Source organism: Bacillus sp. SW14 (genome assembly GCF_047608225.1).
Classification (GTDB): Bacteria; Bacillota; Bacilli; order Bacillales; family Bacillaceae; genus Bacillus; species Bacillus subtilis_G.
Genome location: NZ_JBLKRW010000001.1, coordinates 852472 through 875160 on the forward strand (window position 1 = coordinate 852472; position 22689 = coordinate 875160).

A 22689-nucleotide genomic window follows, 5' to 3' on the forward strand; every position below is an offset into this window, starting at 1 on the left:
AAAGAAAAATGTAGTAAAGTAACCAGTATTCATACAAAAATGCCACAAAAAAGACACGAGCCTAATAGAAGCCGTGTCTTTTTTATGCTAGTTATTAATATATTTCTCAAATACATCTCCAAAATCCTTAATATGATACTGCGAGCGAACGGATGTTAGCCAAGTGAAACCGAATTCGGTCAGCTCTTTATATTGCGTTTCAAGATTGACGTGTTCGGGGCGGGTGTGGTGAAGAATTGTCACGGCTTTATCCAAGCTTTGTTCCGCCTGATTGATTAAAATATCATTTTCATAAGTTGTTTCAGCAATCCGAAGCAGTGCTTTATATAGATCTTTTAACTTTTCAATTTGGTCTTTGTGCACATCGATGTCGAATTTTTCCGAGCCCAGTTTAAATTTAATCTCAACATCTAGATCGACTTTTCCCGCGGTTTCCAGAAAGACATCAGAAATTTTGAATTGAGAGTAAGGATAGCGTTTTAACGTTCGTTTTGAGGAAGTGGCGCGTTCGCCGTCTACATGGATCAGAGCTAGATTCGTAAAGCAGTATTCATCTGCTTTCGTTTTAATCAAGAAATATATTTTTTCATTGTCTTCATGCATGACATAGTCATCAGCATCTGTCTTGTCATAATCCTGAGGTTCGATAATTTTTCCGATATCAGATAAGCCCAGTGCATCTGCTGCAATTTTTTTGAACATCTGTATACGTCCTTCCTAGTCAATTTGTCACTTCATTGTAGCATGGAGTGTTTCTGGCAGGCTACAAACGTTTTATACGTAACGGGCGGCATATTTCATTAATTATCTATTGAATGTCTCTCCTCATGATAAACATAAGGAAAGCCAGGGAAAAGCGGATAGGTCAGTCGCGCCTCTATCTATTCCGATTATCGCAGATGCCGGCACGAGTGCGCGTCATGATCTATAGCGCCGGGCTTAGCAACGTTATTCTTGATCTCGTTGTGATGGTCGGCATAGCCCCTTTTTTCATTATTCTTCTTTCATTGAATAGCAAACTCGGGAAAATAGAGATGAATGTCATTACCCGACTGATGGGATTCATCTTAGCGATGGTGATGATCGGTGCCGGGCTGAAAGACATGTTTTCGATACATTCAAAAAGCAGTTCCCTTACTTGCGGGAGCTGCTTTCTATTGTTTTCGGCACGTATTGAAACACTTCTTCACTTTCGAAAAAATCAATTAAGCGGCTCACCCAGTCATAGTAATTGAGCCATTCTCTTAATTCATGTAATAGCTGGTTGACTTTCTCCTCAGTCTCAGGGGTAAGCCCGTCCCTTTGCAAAAGATCAGTCAGCTCCCGGTTTAATTTTTTATACAGTACTTTGTTTTTACTCACGACCTTAGTCCAGTTCGCCGCAAATAAAGAAATGAAGGTTTGATAATAATCCTGCTCAACGTCGTAAAGATCTTTTCTTACCCCTTTTTCAAACACCTTTTCGGCAATATTGGCATCAATCATTTCACGGACCACTTGGCTCATCCGTGTTTTGCTCATGCCTGTTGCCTCTGACAGCTCGCTTAACGTCATCGGTTTTCGATTCATATAAATAATCCCAAGCACACGTCCGACAGTGGAAGGCATGCCAAACGTCTGCATATTTTCGGCAATCTTCTCAATGAGATGCTCTTCAGCATGTTCAATGATGTCGAGAGCAGTTTTTTCCACAGCTGATCATCCCTTCAAATGGCAATTGATGGAGTCAATATATCATATTTCTGCCAGTTGTTGAAAATAGCTGAATGCAGAGAAAGAGGGAGGTATCCGGCGTAATTGTAAGAACTCCCTTTACGCCTTGGTCATAACAATAAATAATCTGTAAATAACATATAATTTCAACACATTATAAACTTTTTATTTTATAAAGTTCAAACTATAATAAAGGTTATACTTTTCAGAAAATTTATAAGGAACCTGCGGAGGTGCACGGATTGCTGAAATTGGAACAAGTGTCAAAAGTATATAAGGGCGGCAAAAAAGCTGTGAACTGCGTTGATTTAGATATTGCCAAAGGTGAGTTTATCTGTTTTATCGGCCCGAGCGGCTGCGGAAAAACGACGACGATGAAAATGATCAACAGATTGATAGAGCCATCGTCAGGAAAGATCTTTATCGATGGAGAAAATATGATGGAACAGGACCCGGTAGAACTGAGGAGAAAAATCGGCTATGTCATTCAGCAGATTGGTTTGTTCCCTCACATGACCATCCAGCAGAATATCTCACTCGTGCCGAAACTGCTGAAATGGCCTGAAGAAAAACGGAAAGAACGGGCGAGAGAGCTGTTAAAGCTTGTGGATATGGGCCCGGAATATTTAGACCGTTATCCCCATGAGCTCAGCGGCGGACAGCAGCAAAGAATCGGCGTGCTGCGCGCGCTGGCTGCGGAACCCCCTCTCATTTTAATGGATGAACCGTTCGGAGCGCTTGATCCGATTACGCGTGATTCCCTTCAGGAAGAATTCAAAAAACTGCAGAGAACCTTAAACAAAACGATTGTGTTTGTCACACACGATATGGATGAAGCGATTAAGCTTGCTGACAGGATCGTGATTTTAAAAGCGGGCGAAATCGTTCAAGTCGGTACGCCTGATGAGATTCTCCGAAACCCGGCCAATGAATTTGTTGAAGAGTTTATCGGGAAAGAACGCCTGATCCAGTCAAGGCCGGATATCGAGCGGGTGGAGCAAATGATGAACAGAACGCCTGTGACGATATCAGCTGACAAAACGCTTTCCCAGGCGATTCAGCTGATGAGAGAAAAACGTGTCGATTCGCTGCTCGTTGTAGACAAACAAAATGTGCTGAAGGGCTATGTAGATGTGGAAATGATTGATCAAAACCGCAAAAAAGCGAGCGTCGTTGGCGAAGTATACCGCTCGGATATGTATACCGTACAAAAAGGGGCGCTTCTGCGCGATACGGTCCGTAAGATCCTGAAGCAGGGAATTAAATATGTTCCGGTGGTGGATGAACAGAACCATTTAGCTGGCATTGTGACAAGAGCGAGCCTTGTTGATATCGTATACGATTCCATATGGGGCGAGGAAGACCAGCTCATGACGATCTGACCAGGGAAGGAGCTCTTTTAAGATGAATCAAATGATGACTTTTTTGCAAACGAACGGCGGAGAGCTGCTGTATAAAACAGGAGAGCATATATATATTTCACTCATTGCTGTTGTATTGGGCATTATCGTTGCGGTGCCGCTCGGCGTTGCACTTACTAGAATGAAAAAAGGCGCAGGCGCGATTATAGGTGTCGTCAACATTGTGCAAACCCTGCCGAGTCTGGCGATTTTAGCCTTTTTTATTCCGCTTCTCGGTGTAGGGAAAGTGCCTGCGATTGTCGCTTTATTTTTCTATTCGGTGCTGCCGATCCTGCGCAATACGTATACAGGCATCAAAGGTGTAAACAAAAATCTGCTGGAATCGGGAAAGGGGATCGGCATGACCGGCTGGGAGCAGATTCGGCTCGTCGAAATCCCGCTGGCGATTCCGATCATCATGGCTGGAATCCGTACGTCAACGATCTACTTAATCGGCTGGGCGACACTTGCGTCGTTTATCGGGGGCGGCGGTCTCGGTGACTACATTTTTATCGGCCTGAACCTGTATCAGCCTGAATATATCATTGGCGGCGCCGTCCCGGTCACGATCCTGGCGATTATCATTGATTATGTGCTGGCTGTGACAGAACGGAAGGTGACGCCGAAAGGACTGCAAGGGATGAAGGAAGTTTCGTAAGGAGTTGGCTCTGTTGAAAACGAAAAAAATCAAATGGCTAGGCGCGTTCGCTCTCGCCTTTGTCCTGCTGCTTGGCGGCTGTTCTCTGCCGGGACTTGGCGGAGCTTCAGACGATACGATCAAAATCGGGGCGCAAAGCATGACAGAATCAGAAATTTTAGCGAATATGATCGCGCAGCTTATTGAACATGATACCGATTTGAATACCGCTTTAGTGAAAAACCTCGGGTCCAACTATGTTCAGCACCAAGCGATGCTCGGCGGTGATGTTGATATTTCTGCCACGCGCTATTCCGGGACGGATTTAACAAGCACCCTCGGTAAGGAAGCGGAGAAAAACCCGAAAAAAGCGCTGAACATCGTGCAGAACGAATTTGAAAAGCGCTTTTCCTATAAATGGTTTGATTCCTATGGGTTTGAAAACACATATGCCTTCACCGTAACAAAAACATTTGCGGAAAAGGAGCATCTCTACACCGTGTCTGACCTGAAAAAAAATGCCTCCCAATATAAACTGGGCGTCGACAATGCCTGGCTGAAACGGAAAGGCGACGGATATAAAGGCTTTGTCAGCACGTATGGATTTGAATTCGGCACAACCTATCCGATGCAGATCGGGCTTGTCTATGACGCGGTGAAAAACGGGAAAATGGATGCTGTTCTTGCCTATTCAACGGATGGACGGATTAAAGCCTATGACCTGAAAATCTTAACAGACGATAAGCGGTTTTTCCCGCCGTATGACTGTTCACCGGTGATTCCGGAAAAGGTGCTCAAGGAGCATCCGGAGCTTGAAGGTGTGATCAATAAGCTGATTGGGCAAATCGATACGGAAACGATGCAGGAGCTTAACTATGAAGTGGATGGCAAGCTGAAGGAGCCGTCTGTCGTAGCAAAGGAATTTTTAGAGAAACATCATTATTTTGAATAAGAAAAGAGGCGGATCATATGGAAGTACTACAGCAGCTTGGCACCTACTATTCGCAAAACGGCGGTTACGTGCTGCAGGAGTTTTACCGTCATTTTCTGATGTCGGTGTACGGCGTTTTGTTTGCGGCCATTGTTGGAATTCCGCTCGGCATCCTGATCGCCAGATACAGAATGTTAAGCGGGTGGATTTTTGCGGTGACGAACGTCATTCAGACGATCCCGGCCCTTGCCATGCTGGCCGTGCTGATGCTTGTCATGGGACTGGGCGCTAATACGGTGATATTGTCATTATTTCTGTATTCTCTTTTGCCGATTATCAGGAATACGTATACAGGGATTATCAGCATTGAACACGCCTATCTTGAATCTGGAAAAGCGATGGGAATGACGAAATTTCAAGTGCTGCGGATGGTCGAGCTTCCGCTTGCGCTTTCTGTCATTATGGCCGGCCTCCGCACCGCGCTTGTCATCGCCATCGGCATTACGGCCATCGGGACATTTGTCGGTGCAGGCGGACTCGGGGACATCATCGTCAGGGGATCAAACGCAACAAACGGTACCGCGATTATATTGGCGGGCGCGATCCCCACGGCTCTGATGGCGGTGATTGCCGATTTGGTCATGGGCTGGCTTGAACGCGCGTTAAGCCCGATTAAAAAGAAGAAAAACCTGGCCGGCGCCGCATAAGAAAAAACGCCTTGTGGAAAAAAACAGGGCGTTTTTTACGGCTTCGGCACATATTTAAAAATCTCTTCGCTCTCAAAAAACTCAATCAAACGGCCGAGCCAATGATAATAATCGAGCCATTCCTTTAATTCCTTCAGCAGCTCATTCACTTTTTCTTCCGCTTCAGGGGTAAGCTCTTCGTCCAAGACGCTGAGCAGTTCCCGATTGAGTTTTTTATGCATCATTTTATTTTTGCTGACGACTTTGCTCCAAGTGGCTGTAAACAGCGTGATAAACGTTTGGTAGTAATCTTGCTCCACCTCATATAAATCTTTTCGCACGCCCTTTTCAAATATCTTCTCGGCAATGTTGGCATCAAGCATTTCCCGCACAACCTGGCTCATGCGAGTTTTGCTCATGCCGGTCGCTTCAGACAATTCGGTCAGCGTCATCGGTTTTCGATTCATATAAATAATGCCCAGCACACGTCCGACGGTAGAGGGCATTCCAAATGCATGCATGTTTTCCGCGATTCTTTCTACTAAATGGTCTTCAGCTTGTTCAATGATCGTTAACGGATCTTTCTCCAACGGTTTCAATCCTTTCAGCTAACAATTCAGTTGTCAATATACCACATTTTTGATGCGGCGGAAATGATGCAACAAGAGAATTTAGCAGGAAATTGGAGCAATAAGGAGATCATCGCAGGTCAATGGGGGTAAATCAGCATTTATACATACTTTATAAACAATATGAACAAATTGTAAACTTTTTATTTTATAAACTTTATTCTATAATGGGAAGCATTCAATTGTCTGAAAAATTAAATATAAACTGAACGAATTGAATAAATTTAATTTTGGAGGTGCGATGTTTGCTGACATTAGAAAATGTCTCGAAAACATACAAGGGCGGCAAAAAAGCCGTGAATAACGTGAATCTTAAGATTGCAAAAGGCGAATTTATCTGTTTCATCGGCCCGAGCGGCTGCGGAAAAACGACAACAATGAAAATGATTAACCGATTGATTGAGCCTTCCGCCGGCAAGATTTTCATTGACGGCGAAAACATCATGGAACAGGACCCTGTCGAGCTTAGGCGTAAGATCGGCTATGTCATTCAGCAGATCGGCCTGTTTCCGCATATGACCATTCAGCAGAACATCTCACTTGTTCCTAAACTGCTGAAATGGCCTGAACAGCAGCGGAAAGAGCGGGCGCGTGAACTTCTGAAATTGGTCGATATGGGACCGGAATATTTGGACCGTTACCCTCATGAATTAAGCGGGGGACAGCAGCAGCGAATTGGTGTATTACGGGCACTTGCCGCGGAGCCGCCGCTTATCTTAATGGATGAACCGTTTGGGGCGCTCGACCCGATTACGAGGGATTCCCTTCAGGAAGAATTTAAAAAACTGCAAAAAACCTTACATAAAACCATCGTATTTGTTACCCACGATATGGATGAAGCGATTAAACTGGCAGACCGGATTGTGATTTTGAAAGCGGGAGAAATCGTTCAAGTTGGAACGCCCGATGACATTTTGAGAAATCCGGCTGATGAATTTGTTGAAGAATTTATCGGCAAGGAGCGGCTGATCCAGTCATCCAGCCCTGATGTTGAACGTGTTGACCAGATTATGAACACGCAGCCCGTGACGATCACCGCGGATAAAACGCTTTCTGAAGCGATTCAGCTGATGAGGCAGGAGCGTGTCGATTCTTTGCTTGTCGTCGATGACGGGCACGTTCTCCAAGGCTATGTGGATGTTGAAATCATTGATCAATGCCGGAAAAAAGCCAATATTGTAGGAGAGGTTTTACATGAAGACCTTTACACCGTATTGGGCGGCACATTGCTGCGCGACACGGTCCGCAAAATTTTAAAACGGGGTGTCAAATATGTCCCTGTTGTGGATGAAGACCGGCGCTTAATCGGAATTGTGACGAGAGCGAGTCTGGTCGACATTGTGTATGACTCCCTTTGGGGAGAAGAAAAGCAGCTCACGGTGTTGTCATAGGGAGGCGATAAGTCATGCATCATATTGTTCAATTTTTGCAAACAAACGGGGGAGAGCTCCTTTATAAAACATATGAGCATATCACGATATCGCTCATTGCCGTCATCTTAGGCGTAATCGTTGCCGTACCCCTCGGGGTTGTGCTTACCAGAATGAAGAAGGGGGCCGGCGCGATTATCGGTATTGTCAATATCATTCAAACGCTGCCGAGTCTGGCAATTCTCGCTTTTTTTATTCCGCTCTTAGGTGTCGGAAAAGTTCCGGCTATTGTGGCCTTGTTTTTCTATTCCGTTCTGCCGATTCTGCGCAACACGTATACCGGCATTCGCGGCGTCAACAAAAATCTGCTCGAGTCTGGTAAAGGCATCGGAATGACGACGGCTGAACAAGTCCGTTTGGTGGAGCTGCCGCTTGCCGCACCTGTCATCATGGCGGGAATCAGAACATCGACGATTTACTTAATCGGCTGGGCCACGCTTGCTTCCTTTATCGGAGGCGGCGGATTGGGTGATTACATTTTTATCGGATTGAATTTATATCAGCCGGAATATATCATTGGCGGCGCGGTGCCCGTCACAATATTGGCGATTGTGATAGATTATGTGCTGGCGGTGGCTGAACGAAAACTGACACCTGCCGGCATGCAGAGATTGAAGGAAGTTTCATAAGGAGGCGGCTCATGAAAAGAAAATATCTTAAATGGATGATCGGTTTAACGCTCGCAGCAATGATGACGTTGAGCGGCTGTTCGCTTCCGGGCCTCAGCGCCGCTTCAGACCAGACCATTAAGATCGGCGCGCAAAGCATGAGCGAATCAGAAATCATCGCCAGCATGCTTGGCCAGATGATCGAACACTATACTGATCTGAAAACAACAACCATTAAAAATCTCGGTTCCAACGCGGTGCAGCAGCAGGCCTTAATGAACGGGGAAATTGACATCGCGGCCACAAGATATACCGGAGACGCGCTGACAGGCACGCTGAGAATGGAACCGGAAAAAGATCCGGACAAAGCGCTGGCGCTGACACAGCGGGAGTTTAAAAAAAGATACGATTTAAAATGGTATGATTCCTACGGGTTTGATAATACGTACGTCTTTACGGTCAGCCAACAGCTTGCGGATCAATATCACTTAGAAACCGTATCAGACGTTAAAAAATGGGCGCCGCAATTAAAGCTGGGCGTCGATAACTATTGGATGAAGCTGAAGGGGAACGGCTATAAGGATTTTACAAAAACCTACGGCATGGCATTCGGCGGCACGTATCCCATGCAGATCGGGCTTGTGTATGATGCGGCGAAAAACGGAAAAATGGACATTGTGCTTGCATATTCCACGGACGGAAGAATCAAGTCCTATGGGCTCAAAATGCTAAAGGATGATAAACAATTTTTCCCTCCGTACGACTGCTCTCCGGTTGTTCCGGAACATGTCCTGAAAGAACATCCTGAACTGGAAGGCGTCATCCAGAAAATGATCGGGAAAATCGGCACAGCCACGATGCAGGAGCTTAACTACGAAGTCGACGGCAATCTAAAAGAACCGTCTGTTGTTGCCAAGGAATATTTAGAAAAGCATCACTACTTCGAATCGTGAAAGGGGGACGAAGCCAATGAACGTGCTTGAACAGTTAATGACGTACTATGCGCAAAACGGCAGCTACGTCATGGAAGAATTCGGCCGACACTTTCTCATGTCAGCTTACGGCGTCTTGTTTGCCGCTGCCGTCGGAGTTCCGGCCGGAATCCTTATTGCGCATTTTCGCCGCTTGTCAGCTTGGGTGTTTGCCGTAACAAACGTTATTCAGACAATCCCGGCGCTTGCCATGCTGGCCGTCTTGATGCTTGTTATGGGGCTCGGCGCAAACACCGTGATTGTATCATTATTTCTGTATTCCCTCCTGCCGATTATCCGAAACACATACACAGGCATTGTCAGCATTGAACACGCCTACTTAGAATCGGGAAAAGCGATGGGCATGACGAAATTTCAGGTTCTCCGGATGGTTGAGCTCCCGCTGGCGCTTTCTGTCATTATGGCAGGCTTGCGCACGGCTCTCGTTATTGCCATCGGGATTACAGCGATCGGCACATTTGTCGGCGCCGGGGGTCTCGGGGATATGATCGTCCGCGGATCAAACGCGACAAACGGAACTGCGATTATTCTCGCCGGCGCGATCCCGACTGCGGTGATGGCGGTAGGAGCAGATTTGATAATGGCCTGGCTGGAGCGGGCATTAAGTCCGGTCAAGAAAAAAAGAACCAGAGCGAAACGCGTTCAAACAGCGGCATAGAATAGAAAAAGAGGCTTGGATGACTCCAGCCTCTTTTTGTTATTTAAATTGTAAACTGATCCATTTTCTCATTAAGCTTCTTCGCCAGCTGCTCAAGCTCTTCGGCATTCTGGAGCACTTGATCCATAGAGTGGGCGGATTGCTCGGTAATCGAAAATGTTTCTTCAATCCCTGCGGCCGACTCTTCAGATACAGAAGCGATATTTTCAATCGATTGGTTGATGGTAATTGATTGGTTTGTTAACTGCTTCAGGCCATCTGTTACTTCTTTAATGCTGTCTGCAACGTGAGTGACGGATTGTTTGATATGCTGCATAGCCTGGCCGGTGTCTGTCAGGTTCTCTGTTCCTCTTTCGACTTCTGTAAAGCTGCTTTCTAAGTATTCAATGACGATGTGGATTTCCTGCTGTGTGCCGCCTACAATCCGGGTAATATCCTGCACGGAATCCGAAACGCCGTCAGCCAGCTTTCTGACCTCTTCTGCCACAACGGCGAAGCCTTTGCCGCTTTCTCCCGCGCGGGCAGCTTCAATGGCGGCGTTAAGTGAAAGCAAATTCGTTTGCTCGGCAATGCCGTTGATGACCTGAACGAGCTTGTTGATATCCTGAGAATGCTGCTCCAGCGACTTCACTTTATGAACGGCTTCCTGAACGATATGATGGATGGTTTTCATTTGCTGCAATGACGTATCCATATTTGTGTTTCCGCTTACCGCGAGTTCGAGAACGTTTTGAGACGTATCGCTGATGGTCATGCCATGATTATAGGCTTTATCAATGCTTTCGGTGAATTCATTCATCGACTCGGCAATCGTCACGGCGTCTTGGGCCTGCTGTTCAGAGCCCTCAGCCATTTCGTTCATCGTTTCGGTAATATGTTTGCTGCCGGATCTCGTTTCATTTGTTGCGTTTGCCAGTACTTGTGAAGAAGAAAGAACCCGGCTTGAGATTTCTTTGGAGTATCCGACAATATCTCTCAGATTAACGACCATTTTTTGCAGCGCTTCGTTCAGATCGCCCAGCTCGTCTTTTGAGTTGAGCGGCTCCATGTCATTCGACAGATCTCCCTCGGCAATATGATTGGCAGACTCCTTCATGCGAATGATAGGCTTTACAATGTTTCGAGTGATATAAAGCCAGATGACAATACTGATAATAATCGAAGCTGCCAGAAGCAAAGCAGTGTAAATAAGCCCTTTATGATAGACGTCCTTCGTTTCTTTTACCGCTGTGTTGCTGCCTTCTTTATTAAAGTCAACAAGCTGAGTGAGTGATTTTTTCATATCCTCAAAGCTGGCTTCAGTCTGAACCAATAAACCTCTTGCTTTGTCCATATCATTCGTGCGGCCGCTTTCTATAATTTGCGCATGAATATCAGTATAGGTGTTCACTTCAGTTTGAAGCTGCTCGAACAGCTTTTGCTCTTTATCATTTGAAATCGTTTTTTCGTAGCTGTCAAGCTTTTGTTTGATGTCTTCAAGAATCTGATTCATTTCTTGATCAAGCGTATCCATTTTGCTTTTTTCTGTGTAAATCAGAAAATCCTTTTCTTTAGAAGACAGGTGCTCGGTCAAATAATTAACCGATGTAATTTCTTTGATGCCGTCAATCCATTTTGTGTTGATTTCATCTGTCTTTTGAATGATATGCTGCATATTAAAAGCGCCTATTCCGCCTACAAGTAAGTTGATCAGGATTAGTGTCAAAAATACCAGGCTGAATTTGCGGGAAATCGTCAGTCGCATATAGTGGTCTCCTTTAAAAACGTAATGTGTGGTTGTACTATATATCGGCTGAGAAATCGTTTTTTTACCTGAAAATGAAAAATAAAAAAACGGTCCTTCTCCCGTCTTTGAGATCAGAACCGTTTTAGCAGTTAGTCAAGAAAGGAAGGGTCAATCCAATCCGTCGCCCATTTTGAAATCTCACCCAAAATGGGTGCTAACGCCTTTCCTTTATCGGTCAATGAATATTCGATGCGAACCGGAGTTTCCGGGATGACATCCCGCTTCACCACTCCTTCAAGCTCAAGTTCTTTCAGCCGTTCTGACAGAACTCTGCCGCTTAGATTTGGAAGTGCTGCTTCAATTTCGCTAAATCGCTGCGACCCGTTCAAGAGCTGAAATACGATCAAAGCGACCCAGCGTTTACTCAAGATGTCGACTGCTTTTTCAAATCTAGGACACATTTCTGATTGGTTCATACTTTTCACCTCGTCTGTCACTATTATAACGCAAATAACGAGGGAAGGTATGGAAGCGTGATTGATAAAATGCAGAAAGAGAAACAGGGGATTATGAAGAGGAGGCGCGCTTTTTCGCTTCCGAAGCTAAAAAATCAAAGTACTTGCTGAGATTTTCAATATCCTGCTTTGAGAGAAGTTCCCATTTTTTGCTGTTGAAAATCGGGAGGTGCTCCGCTCCGTGAGTGACAGCCGTCTGGTAAATGTCATAAACGGACTGATAGCTTTCCGAAGCTTCGCGGATTTCTGCTGGAAAGGCCCGTATATGGCCTGCGGCAGCCATCAGGTTTTCGTAGGGCACTTTCAGTACGGCCGCCAGTTTTTTAATGGTTGCAGGTTTTGGCGTGCCCCGCTTGCCGTTTTCAATTTTTGAAATGGTGGCCGAGCTGATGCCTGAGTACACCGCAAGCTGATTCACTGTCAGTTTGCGGGCGCGGCGCAGCTCCCGTAATTGCTGTCCGAATGGTGACATGGTGATCGCCTCGCATTTCTATCAAGAGTTAGTCATCAGCTGACCGTTTTTTGGCTTCGTCTGAAATAAACGAAAAATAATGATCCAGCATGAGCAGATCTTCTTTATTGAGATACTGCCACTTTTCAGTCTCAAGAAGAGCAAGGTTTTTCAGGTCATATGCCTCTGCTTTTTCAAGCAGCTTACACTTCGTTTCGTAAGGAGCCCTTGCTTCATGTGCTTCTTCGATGTAACCAGCCTTATACATAAGCCCTTCATAAGGAATTTTTAAAGCCTCCGCCAGTTTTTTGATAGTGGCGGGTTTTGGTACGCCCCGTTTGCCGTTTTCGATTCTGGAGATGCCGGCCGCGCTTACGCCTGAATAAGTTGCCAGCTGGTTGACTGTTAATTTTCTCTCTTCACGCAATGCCCGCAATTGTTCGCCAAAGTTTTCCATATGTCTCACCCCGTCCCTCACTGTTACTCATATTTTAGTATGTTTATTGACTAAAGGGAATAGGTAGGCTGGAAATGTGTTGACAAAAGTTAACATAAGCCGTAATGTAAAAGTATAGAAAAAAGTATTTTCAAGAACGGAAGGTGAGGAAAGTGCCAGTAGAAAAGATACAGATTAGACGTGATTATGTCTTGCAGTATATGGTCAATAACGATTATTCCCTTAACCAGCTTGCGCTGGAAATCGGAGTCTCACCCGCCACACTGAGCCGCGTGCTGAATGGAGAAAGACGGCCGGGGCAGCTAGTGATCGGTAAAATGCTTCACTATTTTAATTTGAAATTTGAGGATCTTTTTTACTATGATTTTGTTGACAAAAGTCAATAAAAGATAGAAAACGCAAGGAGATACCGAGCGTTTTCTATCCTAAGAATGATGTGTCAGCACAAACCCTGTCACCAGTTCGTTGCATGTTTTCCATTGTTTTGTAGGCAGCTGATGCCCCTGATATTCCAATCTGAAAAATTCGGCATGGCTGCAAGCTTTGCGGTAATAGCCTGAGGCGGGGAAGGTCCAGTCCCGCAGGCCGCCATACATAAACAGCATCGGCATGTGTAAATGAGGCAGCTGTTCAATGCAGTTGTAACGGAGTGAATCCTGATAATATTGATGCCAATGAGCCAGGTCTGCTTTTTTCATATGGCCTGTCAATATGGCTCGAAGCTCTTTGTTTTTTGTGTGGCTTGCGGCGAGGATGCGAATGAGTAAACCGGCGTTTTTCTCGAGCAGATACATCCCAGTCTTGTGAATTTTCTCCCCGATTACGTTATGAACAGCAGGATAAGCGCCGGACAGAACAAGATGCGACACTTTGTCCGGGCGGGTAAAGCCGATGTGCTGCGCGATTAAGCCGCCGGCGGAATACCCGAATAACACAGCCTTATCAATGTGCAGAGCGTCCATGAATTGCACGATCTCGTTTGCGTAATAAGAAATATAAGCTGGCTGATCCGCATGGTCACTGTCACCGTGGCCGCTTAAATCGGGAAAAATCACCCTGAAATGCTCGGAGAGAAGGCGCTGATAATAAAAAACCTTGCGTCCCATGCCTGGCGGGTGGATAAAAATGATCGGAATTCCCTGTCCATATTCCTCATAATAAAGATGTTTTCTGCTGGCTATGCTGATAAGGGGCATTATTTTTCTCCTTTTGACTTTTTATATGAATAGGGTAACCAAGATAAAACGCCTTATCCCGTCTTTTGGCGTCTGATACAGCGTGACATGCCAACCCTTTTCATGTAAAATAGAAGTAATGTAGGCCAGTGAGTCTGGAGGTGTATGGGATGCACGCGGTTTTGATTACCTTATTGGTTATCGTCAGCATTGCACTTATTATTGTCGTTTTGCTTCAATCCAGTAAAAGCGCCGGATTGTCTGGTGCGATTTCAGGCGGAGCGGAGCAGCTCTTCGGGAAACAAAAAGCAAGAGGTCTTGATTTGATTTTGCACCGCATCACGGTTGTGCTGGCAGTCTTGTTTTTCGTGTTAACGATTGCGCTTGCTTATATCCTATAGGGCAATGTTTGTATAAGGTCTGATGTGAAGTCAGGCCTTTTTCACGTTTCTGGCTGATAAATTCAGAGCGTTTTTTTCTGATCAAACTGTGGAAAACTAAAATGATCGTGCAGATAGAAAGGGAGACATGAGCATGAAAGTTGTGACACCAAAACCATTTACATTTAAAGGCGGAGACAAAGCGGTGCTTTTGCTGCATGGCTTTACAGGAAATACAGCGGATGTCAGAATGCTGGGACGTTACTTGAATGAACGGGGCTATACGTGCCACGCGCCTCAATATGAAGGACATGGCGTACCTCCTGAAGAACTTGTACATACGGGGCCTGAAGACTGGTGGAAAAACGTCATGGACGGCTATGAATACTTAAAATCTGAAGGTTATGAGAGCATTGCTGCCTGCGGACTGTCGCTTGGCGGGGTTTTTTCGCTAAAATTGGGTTACACTGTACCCATAAAGGGAATTGTCCCAATGTGCGCGCCAATGCATATTAAGAGTGAAGAGGTCATGTACCAGGGCGTCCTTTCATACGCTCGCAATTACAAAAAATTCGAGGGGAAAAGCCCTGAGCAAATTGAAGAGGAAATGCAGGAATTCGAAAAAACGCCGATGAACACGCTCAAGGCGTTGCAAGAATTAATTGCCGATGTACGGAACAATGTCGATATGATTTATTCACCGACATTTGTGGTACAGGCCCGACATGATCACATGATTAATACAGATAGCGCCAATATGATTTACAACGAAGTGGAAACCGATGATAAACAGCTGAAATGGTACGAGGAATCAGGCCATGTCATTACGCTGGACAAAGAACGTGACCTCGTCCATCAGGATGTGTATGAATTTTTAGAGAAGATCGATTGGTAATGAACAGGAGGTTGGATAATGGGAAAAGAAGCATTTATGGATAAGCTTCTCTCGTTTATGAAGGAAGAGGCGTACAAGCCTCTGACCGTTCAAGAACTTGAGGAGATGTTAAATATTACGGAAGCCGAGGAGTTTAAAGAGCTCGTTAAAGCGTTAGTCGCCTTGGAAGACAAAGGGCTTATCGTACGAACGAGAAGCGACCGCTACGGCATTCCGGAGAAGATGAATTTAATAAAAGGAAAGATTTCAGCACATGCAAAAGGATTCGCCTTTTTGCTGCCTGAGGATACATCGTTAAGCGATGTGTTTATTCCGCCTAATGAGCTGAATACAGCAATGAACGGCGATATCGTCATGGTTCGGCTGAATTCACAGTCAAACGGCTCCAGACAGGAAGGAACCGTCATCCGCATTTTAGAAAGAGCGATTCAGCGGGTTGTCGGTACGTATACAGAAACAAGAAACTTCGGCTTTGTCATTCCGGACGACAAAAAAATCACGAGTGACATCTTTATCCCGAAAAATGGGAAAAACGGAGCAGCGGAGGGGCATAAGGTTGTGGTCAAGCTGACAAGCTATCCAGAAGGCCGCATGAACGCAGAGGGCGAGGTTGAAACCATTCTCGGTCATAAAAATGATCCGGGCATTGATATTTTATCGGTCATTCATAAGCACGGCCTGCCGGGAGAATTTCCTGCCGACGCCATGGAACAGGCATCAAGTACGCCTGACACCATTGACGAAAAAGATCTGAAAGACCGCCGTGATCTTCGTGACCAGGTGATTGTCACCATTGACGGGGCGGACGCGAAGGATTTGGATGATGCGGTTACCGTGACGAAGCTTGATGACGGAAGCTATAAGCTTGGCGTTCATATTGCCGATGTCAGCCATTACGTAACTGAAAACTCGCCGATTGACAAAGAAGCGATTGAAAGAGGGACGAGTGTGTATTTGGTTGACCGTGTCATCCCGATGATTCCGCACAGACTGTCAAACGGTATCTGTTCCTTAAATCCAAAAGTTGACCGCCTGACCCTTTCTTGTGAAATGACCATTAACAGCCAAGGGCAGGTCACGGAGCATGAGATCTTCCAAAGTGTCATCAAAACAACGGAAAGAATGACGTATTCAGATGTGAATCAAATTCTTGTTGACGATGATGAAGAGCTGAAACAAAAATACGAGCCTCTTGTTCCAATGTTTAAAGACATGGAGCACCTTGCTCAAATTCTGCGCGATAAGCGGATGAACCGCGGCGCCGTTGATTTTGATTTCAAAGAAGCAAAGGTGCTTGTCGATGACGAAGGAGCGGTTAAAGACGTTGTCATCAGAGAACGCTCTGTCGCGGAGAAGCTGATTGAAGAATTTATGCTTGTGGCGAACGAAACGGTAGCGGAGCATTTCCATTGGATGAACGTACCGTTTATATATCGGATCCACGAAGAGCCGAACGCTGAAAAGCTGCAAAAGTTTTTGGAATTCGTGACGACATTTGGCTATGTCGTGAAAGGAACGGCGGGAGATATTCATCCGCGCGCGCTGCAAAGCGTTCTGGACGCTGTGCGTGACAAACCTGAAGAAACAGTGATATCCACTGTCATGCTCCGTTCGATGAAACAGGCGAAATACGACCCGCAAAGCTTAGGGCACTTCGGTCTGTCAACGGAATTCTATACACATTTCACATCGCCGATCCGCCGTTACCCGGACTTAATCGTCCACCGTCTGATCAGAACGTACTTAATCAACGGCAAAGTCGATGAAGCGACACAGGAAAAGTGGGCTGAACGCCTGCCGGATATCGCCGAACATACATCAACGATGGAGCGCCGCGCAGTTGACGCCGAGCGTGAAACGGATGATCTGAAAAAAGCGGAATTCATGCTGGATAAAATCGGTGAAGAGTTTGACGGCATGATCAGCTCTGTGACAAACTTCGGGATGTTCGTCGAGCTGCCGAATACAATCGAAGGCCTCGTCCATGTCAGCTTTATGACAGATGACTACTACCGCTTTGACGAACAGCATTTTGCGATGATCGGCGAGCGGACAGGCAACGTCTACCGTATCGGGGATGAAATCACAGTCAAGGTTGTTGACGTCAACAAAGACGAGCGCAATATCGACTTTGAAATCGTCGGCATGAAGGGTTCTCCGCGTCGTCCGAGAGAATTGGACAGCAGCGGGAGCAGAAAACGCGGAAAGCCTGCCAGAAAACGCGTCCAAAGCAGCAATACGCCTGTTTCTCCAGCTCCGTCTGAGGAAAAAGGGGAGTGGTTCACGAAGCCGAAGAAAAAGAAAAAACGAGGCTTCCAAAACGCGCCGAAACAGAAACGGAAAAAGAAAAAATAACAGCTCAACCAGCAAATAGGGCCGAAGTGCTCTATTTGCTTTCTTTCGGAAACAGCTTTTCATTGTAGCGGTACGTGGCATTTGGTAAAATAGAGCGTATCGCAAAAGGTGAACAGTTTTTCCTTAGAGAGGGGAGGTTCTGGCATGCCAAAAGGGTCAGGAAAAGTATTATCTCAAAATAAGAAAGCCAATCACGATTATTTTATAGAAGAAACCTATGAAACAGGTATCGCGTTGCAAGGAACCGAAATCAAATCGATTCGCGCCGGCCGCGTAAACCTTAAGGATTCCTTCGCCAAAATCGAGCGGGGAGAAGTGTTTCTCCACAATATGCACGTCAGCCCGTATGAGCAGGGAAACCGTTTTAACCACGATCCGCTTCGGACGAGAAAGCTGTTAATGCACCGCAAGGAGATTAATAAGCTGATCGGGCTTACAAAGGAAAAAGGCTATTCTCTCGTTCCGCTGAAGCTGTATTTAAAAAACGGCTTTGCCAAAGTGCTTCTCGGCCTTGGAAAAGGGAAGAAGAACTATGACAAACGGGAAGACCTGAAGCGAAAGGACGCGAAGCGGGAAATCGAAAGAGCGTTCAGAGACAGTCAAAAAGGCTTCTAAAGGCATCGTGCTTGATTCAAAAATCAGGCCTATGCTATACTGTGTACACGATCAGATCACAACGCTATTCATTTGAAGGATTTGACAATTGAAAAGAGCCGTGATCATGTTATAATAAGACTGTAGCCAGTTTGAGTGAGAGCTTGATTATTTTCTCCCGTATTTCCCTTATACCAAGGGGACGTTACGGATTCGACAGGGATGGATCGAGCTTGAGCTGCGAGCCGAGAGGCGATCTCGTAAACACGCACCTAAATATAACTGGCAAAACTAACAGTTTTAACCAAAACGTAGCATTAGCTGCCTAATAAGCGCAGCGAGCTCTTCCTGACATTGCCTATGTGTCTGTGAAGAGCACATCCAAGTAGGCTACGCTTGCGTTCCTGTCTGAGAACGTAAGAAGAGATCAACAGACTAGCTCTCGGAAGGCCCGCCCGCAGGCAAGAAGATGAGTGAAACCATAAATATGCAGGCTACGCTCGTAGACGCTTAAGTAATCGATGTTTCTGGACGTGGGTTCGACTCCCACCGTCTCCATACATACTTTGAAACCGCAGTGCTATCAAGGCTTTTAAAGCTTTCGAGGGCACTGCGGTTTTTTCGTACATTCAGTCAATTATACTGGTCGTTATGCTAAAAAGAACTAAAAATCCTAGCAGGAGTTTTATCATGAAACGCTTCAAAAAATTTGGTGCGTATAACTGGGCACTCCGTGATCAGGAGTAACCACAAATATCGTAAATTCCGAAACAAACTCAAACTTATTCCCTGTGTTTGGCTTTGCTAAAAAAAAAGCCATCCTTCGGGGACTGACCCCATAAGATGAGACAAATAAAAAACACCTTCAAGTTTGAAAACGGATGATTGTTATCCGACATTAGACTTGGAGGTGTTTTTTCTATGGGGACAAGAGTGAGTTATCCGGTTGAAGTGAAACAGAAGGCTGTAGACATGAGATTGGCAGGCGTGCCTATGAAAGAGATCATGCAGAAATTGAATATCAAGAATAAGACACAGGTTCAGACATGGGTTAGATGGCATAAGGCTGGGGATACACATCGATTCGAACAGCCTGTTGGAAAGCAATACACTTACGGAAAAGGTCCGGAGTATGCTTCCGAATTAGAGAAACTGCAGGCAGAGAATCGATACCTGAGACAACAGAATAAAGTGTTAAAAAAGTACAACGAATTGGAAAGGAAGTTGATAGCCAAACGTCAGTCGAACTTGTAGAAGGATTGCACAGCACAATGACCGTGCAGGATATCTGTGTTCATTTAGGTATCTCACGAGCGTCTTATTATCGTTGGAAGAAGAATCTGACGAAAGATCACCCCAAACGGCATTTAGAGAAACAAATTGGCGTAGTATGCCGAAAGCACAAGTATCGATATGGATATCGAAAAATCACCGCCCTATTAAAAAAGGAAATGTGCATTAACCATAAAACGGTTCAGCGTATCATGCAGAAAAATCAGTGGCAGTGCCGGGTTAAGGTGAAAAAGCGCAAGAAGAATGGGCAGCCATATGCCGTGGTCGATAATATATTAGATCGGAACTTTCAGTCTGATCATCCTCTTGAAAAACTAGTAACGGACATCACGTATTTGCCTTATGGACAGAAGCAATTGTACCTTTCCAGTATATTGGATGTATACAATGGAGAAGTGATTGCTTTTACGATTGGAGATAAGCAGGACACAGACTTTGTCTTACACACACTTGATCAACTGCCAACACTGCCTGAGAACTGCGTGTTACATAGTGACCAAGGATCTGTGTATACATCTTAGAAGTATCAGAAAGCTGTTAAAACAAAAGGCATTACCATGAGCATGTCCCGCAAAGGGACACCCGCTGATAATGCCTCCATCGAATCGTTTCATTCCTCACTAAAGTCTGAAACGTTCTATCTTAACAGCATTGATCGAACCACGACCGCCATCGTAGAACGCACTGTCAAAGAATACATTTATTATTATAACAACATTCGTATTCAAACGAAACTAAACAACCAATCACCGATAAACTATCGGCAATTGGCTGTTTAAAAGGTGTTTTGATCCCTGTCTCAAAAACGGGGGTCAGTCCCTCGCGGATGCCCTTTTTCTTGAAGACTGTGGACGCCGTCCATCACCTGTAAGGGGAACTCTTCCCCTTAACCCCATCATACAAACTCCCCCAACCCCGGATCTGAAATCATCTCGGTTTGCCCAGGCCCTTTTTAAATCTTGCTTATAATGAAAAATTAGTGTCTTTAATTTGGCATTCAGTCAGAGTTTTAATAATATGATAATCAATCGTATATTACATTTTTTCCTTCTTCACTTAACTTTTGTAAAGATGTAAGCATATGATTTATTTCTTCATCGGAATGCCTTTCCCATGAACCTAATTCAGCTACTATTTTCAAAGGAGATTTAGATCTATAAGAACGTGTTGGGTTTCCAGGGAATTTTTTGTCAGTTAAATTCGGATCATTTTCAAAATCGCCTAATGGTTCTACAATATAAATTCTCTCTTTTGAATTAGATCTTGCTAATTCAGCCCCCCATTTAGCAGCGTTTAATGTTCCAGTAAAATAGATATGGTTAGATTTTTTATCCTGATAATTGGATAAATACAACGGTTCGAGCAGGTCTCCAATTTTCAGTTCTGCTTTAGTGCCATGAAAAAACGGACCAGGATCTAAGACATTTTTTTTGTCATTCATATAGCCACATCCCTTATACTTTTAGACTTGCGTATAACAGTATAAGGCAGGACAAAAGCGAAAAAACAGTCTGTAAATAATCCTTAGATAGGGTTATAATGTAAGTAGAGACTAAGATGTATTGGTTTGTGGTAACACTTTGGTAACAAAATCATAAAAAATTTTCACCATACTGAAAAAACTTCTATATCAACGTTTTGTAATGATTTTAAAACATAACCATATCAAGGCGATAGACTGCCACCGTCTCCATACATACTGACAATAAAGCAGAACCTCTCCCAAAAGGAGAGGTTTTTTATATATGATTGATTTCCATAAATTTCTGACCTGTAATTTCTCTACCGATAAAGTTTTTTTGGTACCGAAGGCGAGGATTAATGTGGAAAAAAGAATTCTTGAGGAAACCATCCGGCTGATCAGGCAGAAAGGATTTTCATTTACGATGAATGATTTGGCAACAATGCTGGGAACGAGCAAGCGGACGCTCTATGCTCATTTTTCATCAAAAGACAAGCTTGCGGAAGCTGTTGTCGAGCAATTTATCGCAGAGATGAAGCAAATGGAAAGAGAAATCTATGAAAATGAAAGTTTAGACGTGCTTCAAAAAGTGAAAAAAATGCTGATCGGTCTTCCGCAGGGGATGGAAATGCTGAATATGGGATTATTAAGTGAACTGAAGAAATATCACTACGATGCGTGGCTTACATTAGACACGTTTATTAAGGAAGAATGGACGGTTGTCCTTGAATTATTAAATGAGTGCAAACAGCAAAAAAGAATCAGTAACATCAATCCGGACTTGTTTGTTCACATGTATATAGGGAGTATCAATCAAGTGTATGACCCCGAATATCCGCTCAAACACCAATTTTCGACAGGAGAGGTTCTTGAATCGATTGTAGATGTATTGTTTAACGGCATAACAGCTGATGGGGAGGCTGATGCTACGTGAATTGGGATACAGCATAAGCAACAGATACATCAATGGATTTTAGCGTAAGCGTCAGAAAGAAAAGACTGCCGCCATAAAAGAAAATCAACAGCACACTGGGAGTAAGCTTTGTAAATCCCAACGATAGCTTCATGCTGACCGTCCCGGCAACTTCAAACAGAATGGCTAAGCATAGAAACTGTCAGGGATGGGAATTGTACTGATTACAGTTGTTGGTTTTTTATTTTTTCAAGTGAATGTTAGCGTCATGAAACTCATTTCAATCGGATTGATTATCGCTGGTGTTGTGTCTTTAAATTTGATCGAGCAAGGGACGCAGTCTGAGCCGATACATAAAAGCGGGCAGTGCAAATGAGATATATGAAACTGTTTTTTCTCGTGACTGATATCGGTTTTATCTTGTACTGGCTGTCAGCAGGGTTTGCGCTGATACCGGAAAGCTTGGCTTTTAAACATCATGAAAATCCGTTTATGATCGCCTGGAACTGGTCCTTTTTTCCGCTGGATATTCTAATCTCTTTCACAGGATTGTACAGCTTGTACTTGCAACGGAAGAACAGTACTGACTGGAAGTTGATGGCGCTGATTTCTCTTGTGCTGACCTGTTGTTCAGGCCTGCAGGCGATTTCATTCTGGACATTCAGCCGGGACTTCGATCTTGTTTGGTGGGGTTTAATGGGTATCTATTGATGTATCCTTTATTCATCTTCTCTTAAAGGAGGGTCATACAACAAAGCAGTGCTGACAGGCGCTGTTTTTATTTTGCAA

Annotated in this window: 23 protein-coding genes, 1 other RNA gene and 5 pseudogenes; 19 read left to right on the forward strand and 10 right to left on the reverse strand. The window is 44.7% G+C overall.

The window, feature by feature from the left end; genetic code table 11:
- Positions 1-87 precede the first annotated feature (87 nt).
- Complete coding sequence (locus ACMX2I_RS04300) at positions 88-702, reverse strand: PH domain-containing protein (RefSeq protein ID WP_414956279.1); 615 nt, start codon at positions 700-702, stop codon at positions 88-90.
- 124 nt (positions 703-826) lie between these two features.
- On the opposite strand from ACMX2I_RS04300, the pseudogene ACMX2I_RS04305 reads away from it, so the two are divergent.
- Positions 827-1124, forward strand: a pseudogene (locus ACMX2I_RS04305) (MarC family protein); the annotation flags it as partial.
- A gap of 10 nt (positions 1125-1134) precedes the next feature.
- On the opposite strand, the gene ACMX2I_RS04310 reads toward ACMX2I_RS04305, so the two are convergent.
- On the reverse strand, positions 1135-1692 hold the full coding sequence (locus ACMX2I_RS04310) for a GbsR/MarR family transcriptional regulator (RefSeq protein ID WP_333518157.1): 558 nt from the start codon (positions 1690-1692) through the stop codon (positions 1135-1137).
- A 263-nt stretch (positions 1693-1955) separates the two neighbouring features.
- Here ACMX2I_RS04310 and opuCA point away from each other — a divergent pair, with 263 nt between their 5' ends.
- Genes opuCA through opuCD form a run of 4 tightly spaced genes read left to right on the forward strand, consistent with a single transcriptional unit; the run spans position 1956 to position 5388 of the window.
- Positions 1956-3095: an osmoprotectant ABC transporter ATP-binding protein OpuCA gene (opuCA, locus tag ACMX2I_RS04315; RefSeq protein ID WP_414956280.1), complete on the forward strand. Its 1140-nt coding sequence runs from the start codon at positions 1956-1958 to the stop codon at positions 3093-3095.
- Positions 3096-3117: 22 nt separating this feature from the next.
- Entirely contained in the window at positions 3118-3771 is a 654-nt protein-coding gene (gene opuCB, locus ACMX2I_RS04320; protein ID WP_087991162.1) for a glycine betaine/carnitine/choline/choline sulfate ABC transporter permease OpuCB, read from the forward strand.
- Between the two features lie 13 nt (positions 3772-3784).
- Positions 3785-4702, forward strand: coding sequence for an osmoprotectant ABC transporter substrate-binding lipoprotein OpuCC (gene opuCC, locus ACMX2I_RS04325; RefSeq protein WP_414956281.1), 918 nt, complete (start codon positions 3785-3787; stop codon positions 4700-4702).
- Between the two features lie 17 nt (positions 4703-4719).
- Positions 4720-5388, forward strand: a complete 669-nt coding sequence (gene opuCD, locus ACMX2I_RS04330) for a glycine betaine/carnitine/choline/choline sulfate ABC transporter permease OpuCD (protein ID WP_414956282.1) — start codon at positions 4720-4722, stop codon at positions 5386-5388.
- A 35-nt stretch (positions 5389-5423) separates the two neighbouring features.
- On the opposite strand, the gene ACMX2I_RS04335 is transcribed toward opuCD, so the two are convergent.
- A complete protein-coding gene (locus tag ACMX2I_RS04335; protein WP_414956283.1) occupies positions 5424-5957 on the reverse strand; it encodes a GbsR/MarR family transcriptional regulator in 534 nt (177 codons plus the stop codon).
- Between the two features lie 284 nt (positions 5958-6241).
- On the opposite strand from ACMX2I_RS04335, the gene opuBA reads away from it, so the two are divergent.
- From opuBA to opuBD, 4 genes are read left to right on the forward strand one after another with little or no spacing between them, the layout of a single operon-like run.
- Positions 6242-7387: a choline ABC transporter ATP-binding protein OpuBA gene (gene opuBA / locus ACMX2I_RS04340; protein WP_414956284.1), complete on the forward strand. Its 1146-nt coding sequence runs from the start codon at positions 6242-6244 to the stop codon at positions 7385-7387.
- A 14-nt stretch (positions 7388-7401) separates the two neighbouring features.
- Positions 7402-8055 (forward strand): choline ABC transporter permease OpuBB, encoded by a 654-nt coding sequence (opuBB, locus tag ACMX2I_RS04345; RefSeq protein WP_414956285.1) that lies wholly within the window; start codon positions 7402-7404, stop codon positions 8053-8055.
- A gap of 11 nt (positions 8056-8066) precedes the next feature.
- Positions 8067-8987 (forward strand): choline ABC transporter substrate-binding lipoprotein OpuBC, encoded by a 921-nt coding sequence (opuBC, locus tag ACMX2I_RS04350; protein ID WP_414956286.1) that lies wholly within the window; start codon positions 8067-8069, stop codon positions 8985-8987.
- Between the two features lie 16 nt (positions 8988-9003).
- Entirely contained in the window at positions 9004-9684 is a 681-nt protein-coding gene (gene opuBD / locus ACMX2I_RS04355) for a choline ABC transporter permease OpuBD (RefSeq protein WP_087991155.1), read from the forward strand.
- 43 nt (positions 9685-9727) lie between these two features.
- Here opuBD and ACMX2I_RS04360 read toward each other — a convergent pair whose 3' ends face one another.
- The 4 genes from ACMX2I_RS04360 to rghR form a co-directional block, all read right to left on the reverse strand.
- Entirely contained in the window at positions 9728-11428 is a 1701-nt protein-coding gene (locus ACMX2I_RS04360; RefSeq protein ID WP_414956287.1) for a methyl-accepting chemotaxis protein, read from the reverse strand.
- 131 nt (positions 11429-11559) lie between these two features.
- A complete protein-coding gene (gene catR / locus ACMX2I_RS04365; RefSeq protein WP_003220037.1) occupies positions 11560-11886 on the reverse strand; it encodes a catDE operon transcriptional regulator CatR in 327 nt (108 codons plus the stop codon).
- Positions 11887-11977: 91 nt separating this feature from the next.
- Positions 11978-12397, reverse strand: coding sequence for a helix-turn-helix domain-containing protein (locus tag ACMX2I_RS04370; protein ID WP_087991153.1), 420 nt, complete (start codon positions 12395-12397; stop codon positions 11978-11980).
- Positions 12398-12425: 28 nt separating this feature from the next.
- Positions 12426-12833: a transcriptional repressor RghR gene (gene rghR / locus ACMX2I_RS04375; RefSeq protein ID WP_087991152.1), complete on the reverse strand. Its 408-nt coding sequence runs from the start codon at positions 12831-12833 to the stop codon at positions 12426-12428.
- A gap of 152 nt (positions 12834-12985) precedes the next feature.
- On the opposite strand from rghR, the gene ACMX2I_RS04380 reads away from it, so the two are divergent.
- Positions 12986-13219 (forward strand): helix-turn-helix domain-containing protein, encoded by a 234-nt coding sequence (locus tag ACMX2I_RS04380; RefSeq protein ID WP_009968172.1) that lies wholly within the window; start codon positions 12986-12988, stop codon positions 13217-13219.
- Between the two features lie 39 nt (positions 13220-13258).
- Here ACMX2I_RS04380 and ACMX2I_RS04385 read toward each other — a convergent pair whose 3' ends face one another.
- Positions 13259-14029, reverse strand: coding sequence for an alpha/beta fold hydrolase (locus ACMX2I_RS04385; protein WP_414956288.1), 771 nt, complete (start codon positions 14027-14029; stop codon positions 13259-13261).
- Between the two features lie 149 nt (positions 14030-14178).
- Here ACMX2I_RS04385 and secG point away from each other — a divergent pair, with 149 nt between their 5' ends.
- The 6 genes and pseudogenes from secG (at position 14179) to ACMX2I_RS04415 (ending at position 20304) form a co-directional block, all read left to right on the forward strand.
- Complete coding sequence (gene secG, locus ACMX2I_RS04390; RefSeq protein WP_003220028.1) at positions 14179-14409, forward strand: preprotein translocase subunit SecG; 231 nt, start codon at positions 14179-14181, stop codon at positions 14407-14409.
- A gap of 133 nt (positions 14410-14542) precedes the next feature.
- On the forward strand, positions 14543-15283 hold the full coding sequence (locus ACMX2I_RS04395) for an alpha/beta hydrolase (RefSeq protein ID WP_141113388.1): 741 nt from the start codon (positions 14543-14545) through the stop codon (positions 15281-15283).
- Between the two features lie 18 nt (positions 15284-15301).
- Complete coding sequence (rnr, locus tag ACMX2I_RS04400) at positions 15302-17638, forward strand: ribonuclease R (protein ID WP_414956289.1); 2337 nt, start codon at positions 15302-15304, stop codon at positions 17636-17638.
- A gap of 144 nt (positions 17639-17782) precedes the next feature.
- Positions 17783-18253 (forward strand): SsrA-binding protein, encoded by a 471-nt coding sequence (gene smpB / locus ACMX2I_RS04405; RefSeq protein WP_333518401.1) that lies wholly within the window; start codon positions 17783-17785, stop codon positions 18251-18253.
- A 177-nt stretch (positions 18254-18430) separates the two neighbouring features.
- Positions 18431-18793: a transfer-messenger RNA gene (gene ssrA, locus ACMX2I_RS04410) on the forward strand.
- Between the two features lie 360 nt (positions 18794-19153).
- Positions 19154-20304: pseudogene (locus ACMX2I_RS04415) on the forward strand (IS3 family transposase).
- 245 nt (positions 20305-20549) lie between these two features.
- Here the strand turns inward: ACMX2I_RS04415 and arr are convergent.
- Complete coding sequence (gene arr, locus ACMX2I_RS04420) at positions 20550-20966, reverse strand: NAD(+)--rifampin ADP-ribosyltransferase (RefSeq protein ID WP_087991146.1); 417 nt, start codon at positions 20964-20966, stop codon at positions 20550-20552.
- A gap of 382 nt (positions 20967-21348) precedes the next feature.
- Between arr and ACMX2I_RS04425 the strand changes: the two genes are divergently transcribed.
- Positions 21349-21921, forward strand: a complete 573-nt coding sequence (locus tag ACMX2I_RS04425) for a TetR/AcrR family transcriptional regulator (protein ID WP_087991145.1) — start codon at positions 21349-21351, stop codon at positions 21919-21921.
- Positions 21922-21928: 7 nt separating this feature from the next.
- Here the strand turns inward: ACMX2I_RS04425 and ACMX2I_RS04430 are convergent.
- Positions 21929-22099 (reverse strand): annotated as a pseudogene (locus tag ACMX2I_RS04430) (DMT family transporter); the annotation flags it as partial.
- A gap of 3 nt (positions 22100-22102) precedes the next feature.
- On the opposite strand from ACMX2I_RS04430, the pseudogene ACMX2I_RS04435 reads away from it, so the two are divergent.
- Positions 22103-22276, forward strand: a pseudogene (locus tag ACMX2I_RS04435) (SMR family transporter); the annotation flags it as partial.
- Positions 22273-22666, forward strand: a pseudogene (locus ACMX2I_RS04440) (YvaD family protein). The pseudogenes ACMX2I_RS04435 and ACMX2I_RS04440, both read left to right, overlap by 4 nt.
- Positions 22667-22689 lie beyond the last annotated feature (23 nt).

Excerpts from the sequence above, each read along its gene's own strand:
- ACMX2I_RS04300 (WP_414956279.1), bottom strand. The coding sequence starts at position 702 with ATGTTCAAAAAAATTGCAGCAGATGCACTGGGCTTATCTGATATCGGA.
- opuCB (WP_087991162.1), top strand. The coding sequence starts at position 3,118 with ATGAATCAAATGATGACTTTTTTGCAAACGAACGGCGGAGAGCTGCTG.
- opuCD (WP_414956282.1), top strand. The coding sequence starts at position 4,720 with ATGGAAGTACTACAGCAGCTTGGCACCTACTATTCGCAAAACGGCGGT.
- opuBB (WP_414956285.1), top strand. The coding sequence starts at position 7,402 with ATGCATCATATTGTTCAATTTTTGCAAACAAACGGGGGAGAGCTCCTT.
- opuBC (WP_414956286.1), top strand. The coding sequence starts at position 8,067 with ATGAAAAGAAAATATCTTAAATGGATGATCGGTTTAACGCTCGCAGCA.
- opuBD (WP_087991155.1), top strand. The coding sequence starts at position 9,004 with ATGAACGTGCTTGAACAGTTAATGACGTACTATGCGCAAAACGGCAGC.
- ACMX2I_RS04360 (WP_414956287.1), bottom strand. The coding sequence starts at position 11,428 with ATGCGACTGACGATTTCCCGCAAATTCAGCCTGGTATTTTTGACACTA.
- catR (WP_003220037.1), bottom strand. The coding sequence starts at position 11,886 with ATGAACCAATCAGAAATGTGTCCTAGATTTGAAAAAGCAGTCGACATC.
- ACMX2I_RS04370 (WP_087991153.1), bottom strand. The coding sequence starts at position 12,397 with ATGTCACCATTCGGACAGCAATTACGGGAGCTGCGCCGCGCCCGCAAA.
- rghR (WP_087991152.1), bottom strand. The coding sequence starts at position 12,833 with ATGGAAAACTTTGGCGAACAATTGCGGGCATTGCGTGAAGAGAGAAAA.
- ACMX2I_RS04385 (WP_414956288.1), bottom strand. The coding sequence starts at position 14,029 with ATGCCCCTTATCAGCATAGCCAGCAGAAAACATCTTTATTATGAGGAA.
- secG (WP_003220028.1), top strand. The coding sequence starts at position 14,179 with ATGCACGCGGTTTTGATTACCTTATTGGTTATCGTCAGCATTGCACTT.
- ACMX2I_RS04395 (WP_141113388.1), top strand. The coding sequence starts at position 14,543 with ATGAAAGTTGTGACACCAAAACCATTTACATTTAAAGGCGGAGACAAA.
- rnr (WP_414956289.1), top strand. The coding sequence starts at position 15,302 with ATGGGAAAAGAAGCATTTATGGATAAGCTTCTCTCGTTTATGAAGGAA.
- smpB (WP_333518401.1), top strand. The coding sequence starts at position 17,783 with ATGCCAAAAGGGTCAGGAAAAGTATTATCTCAAAATAAGAAAGCCAAT.
- arr (WP_087991146.1), bottom strand. The coding sequence starts at position 20,966 with ATGAATGACAAAAAAAATGTCTTAGATCCTGGTCCGTTTTTTCATGGC.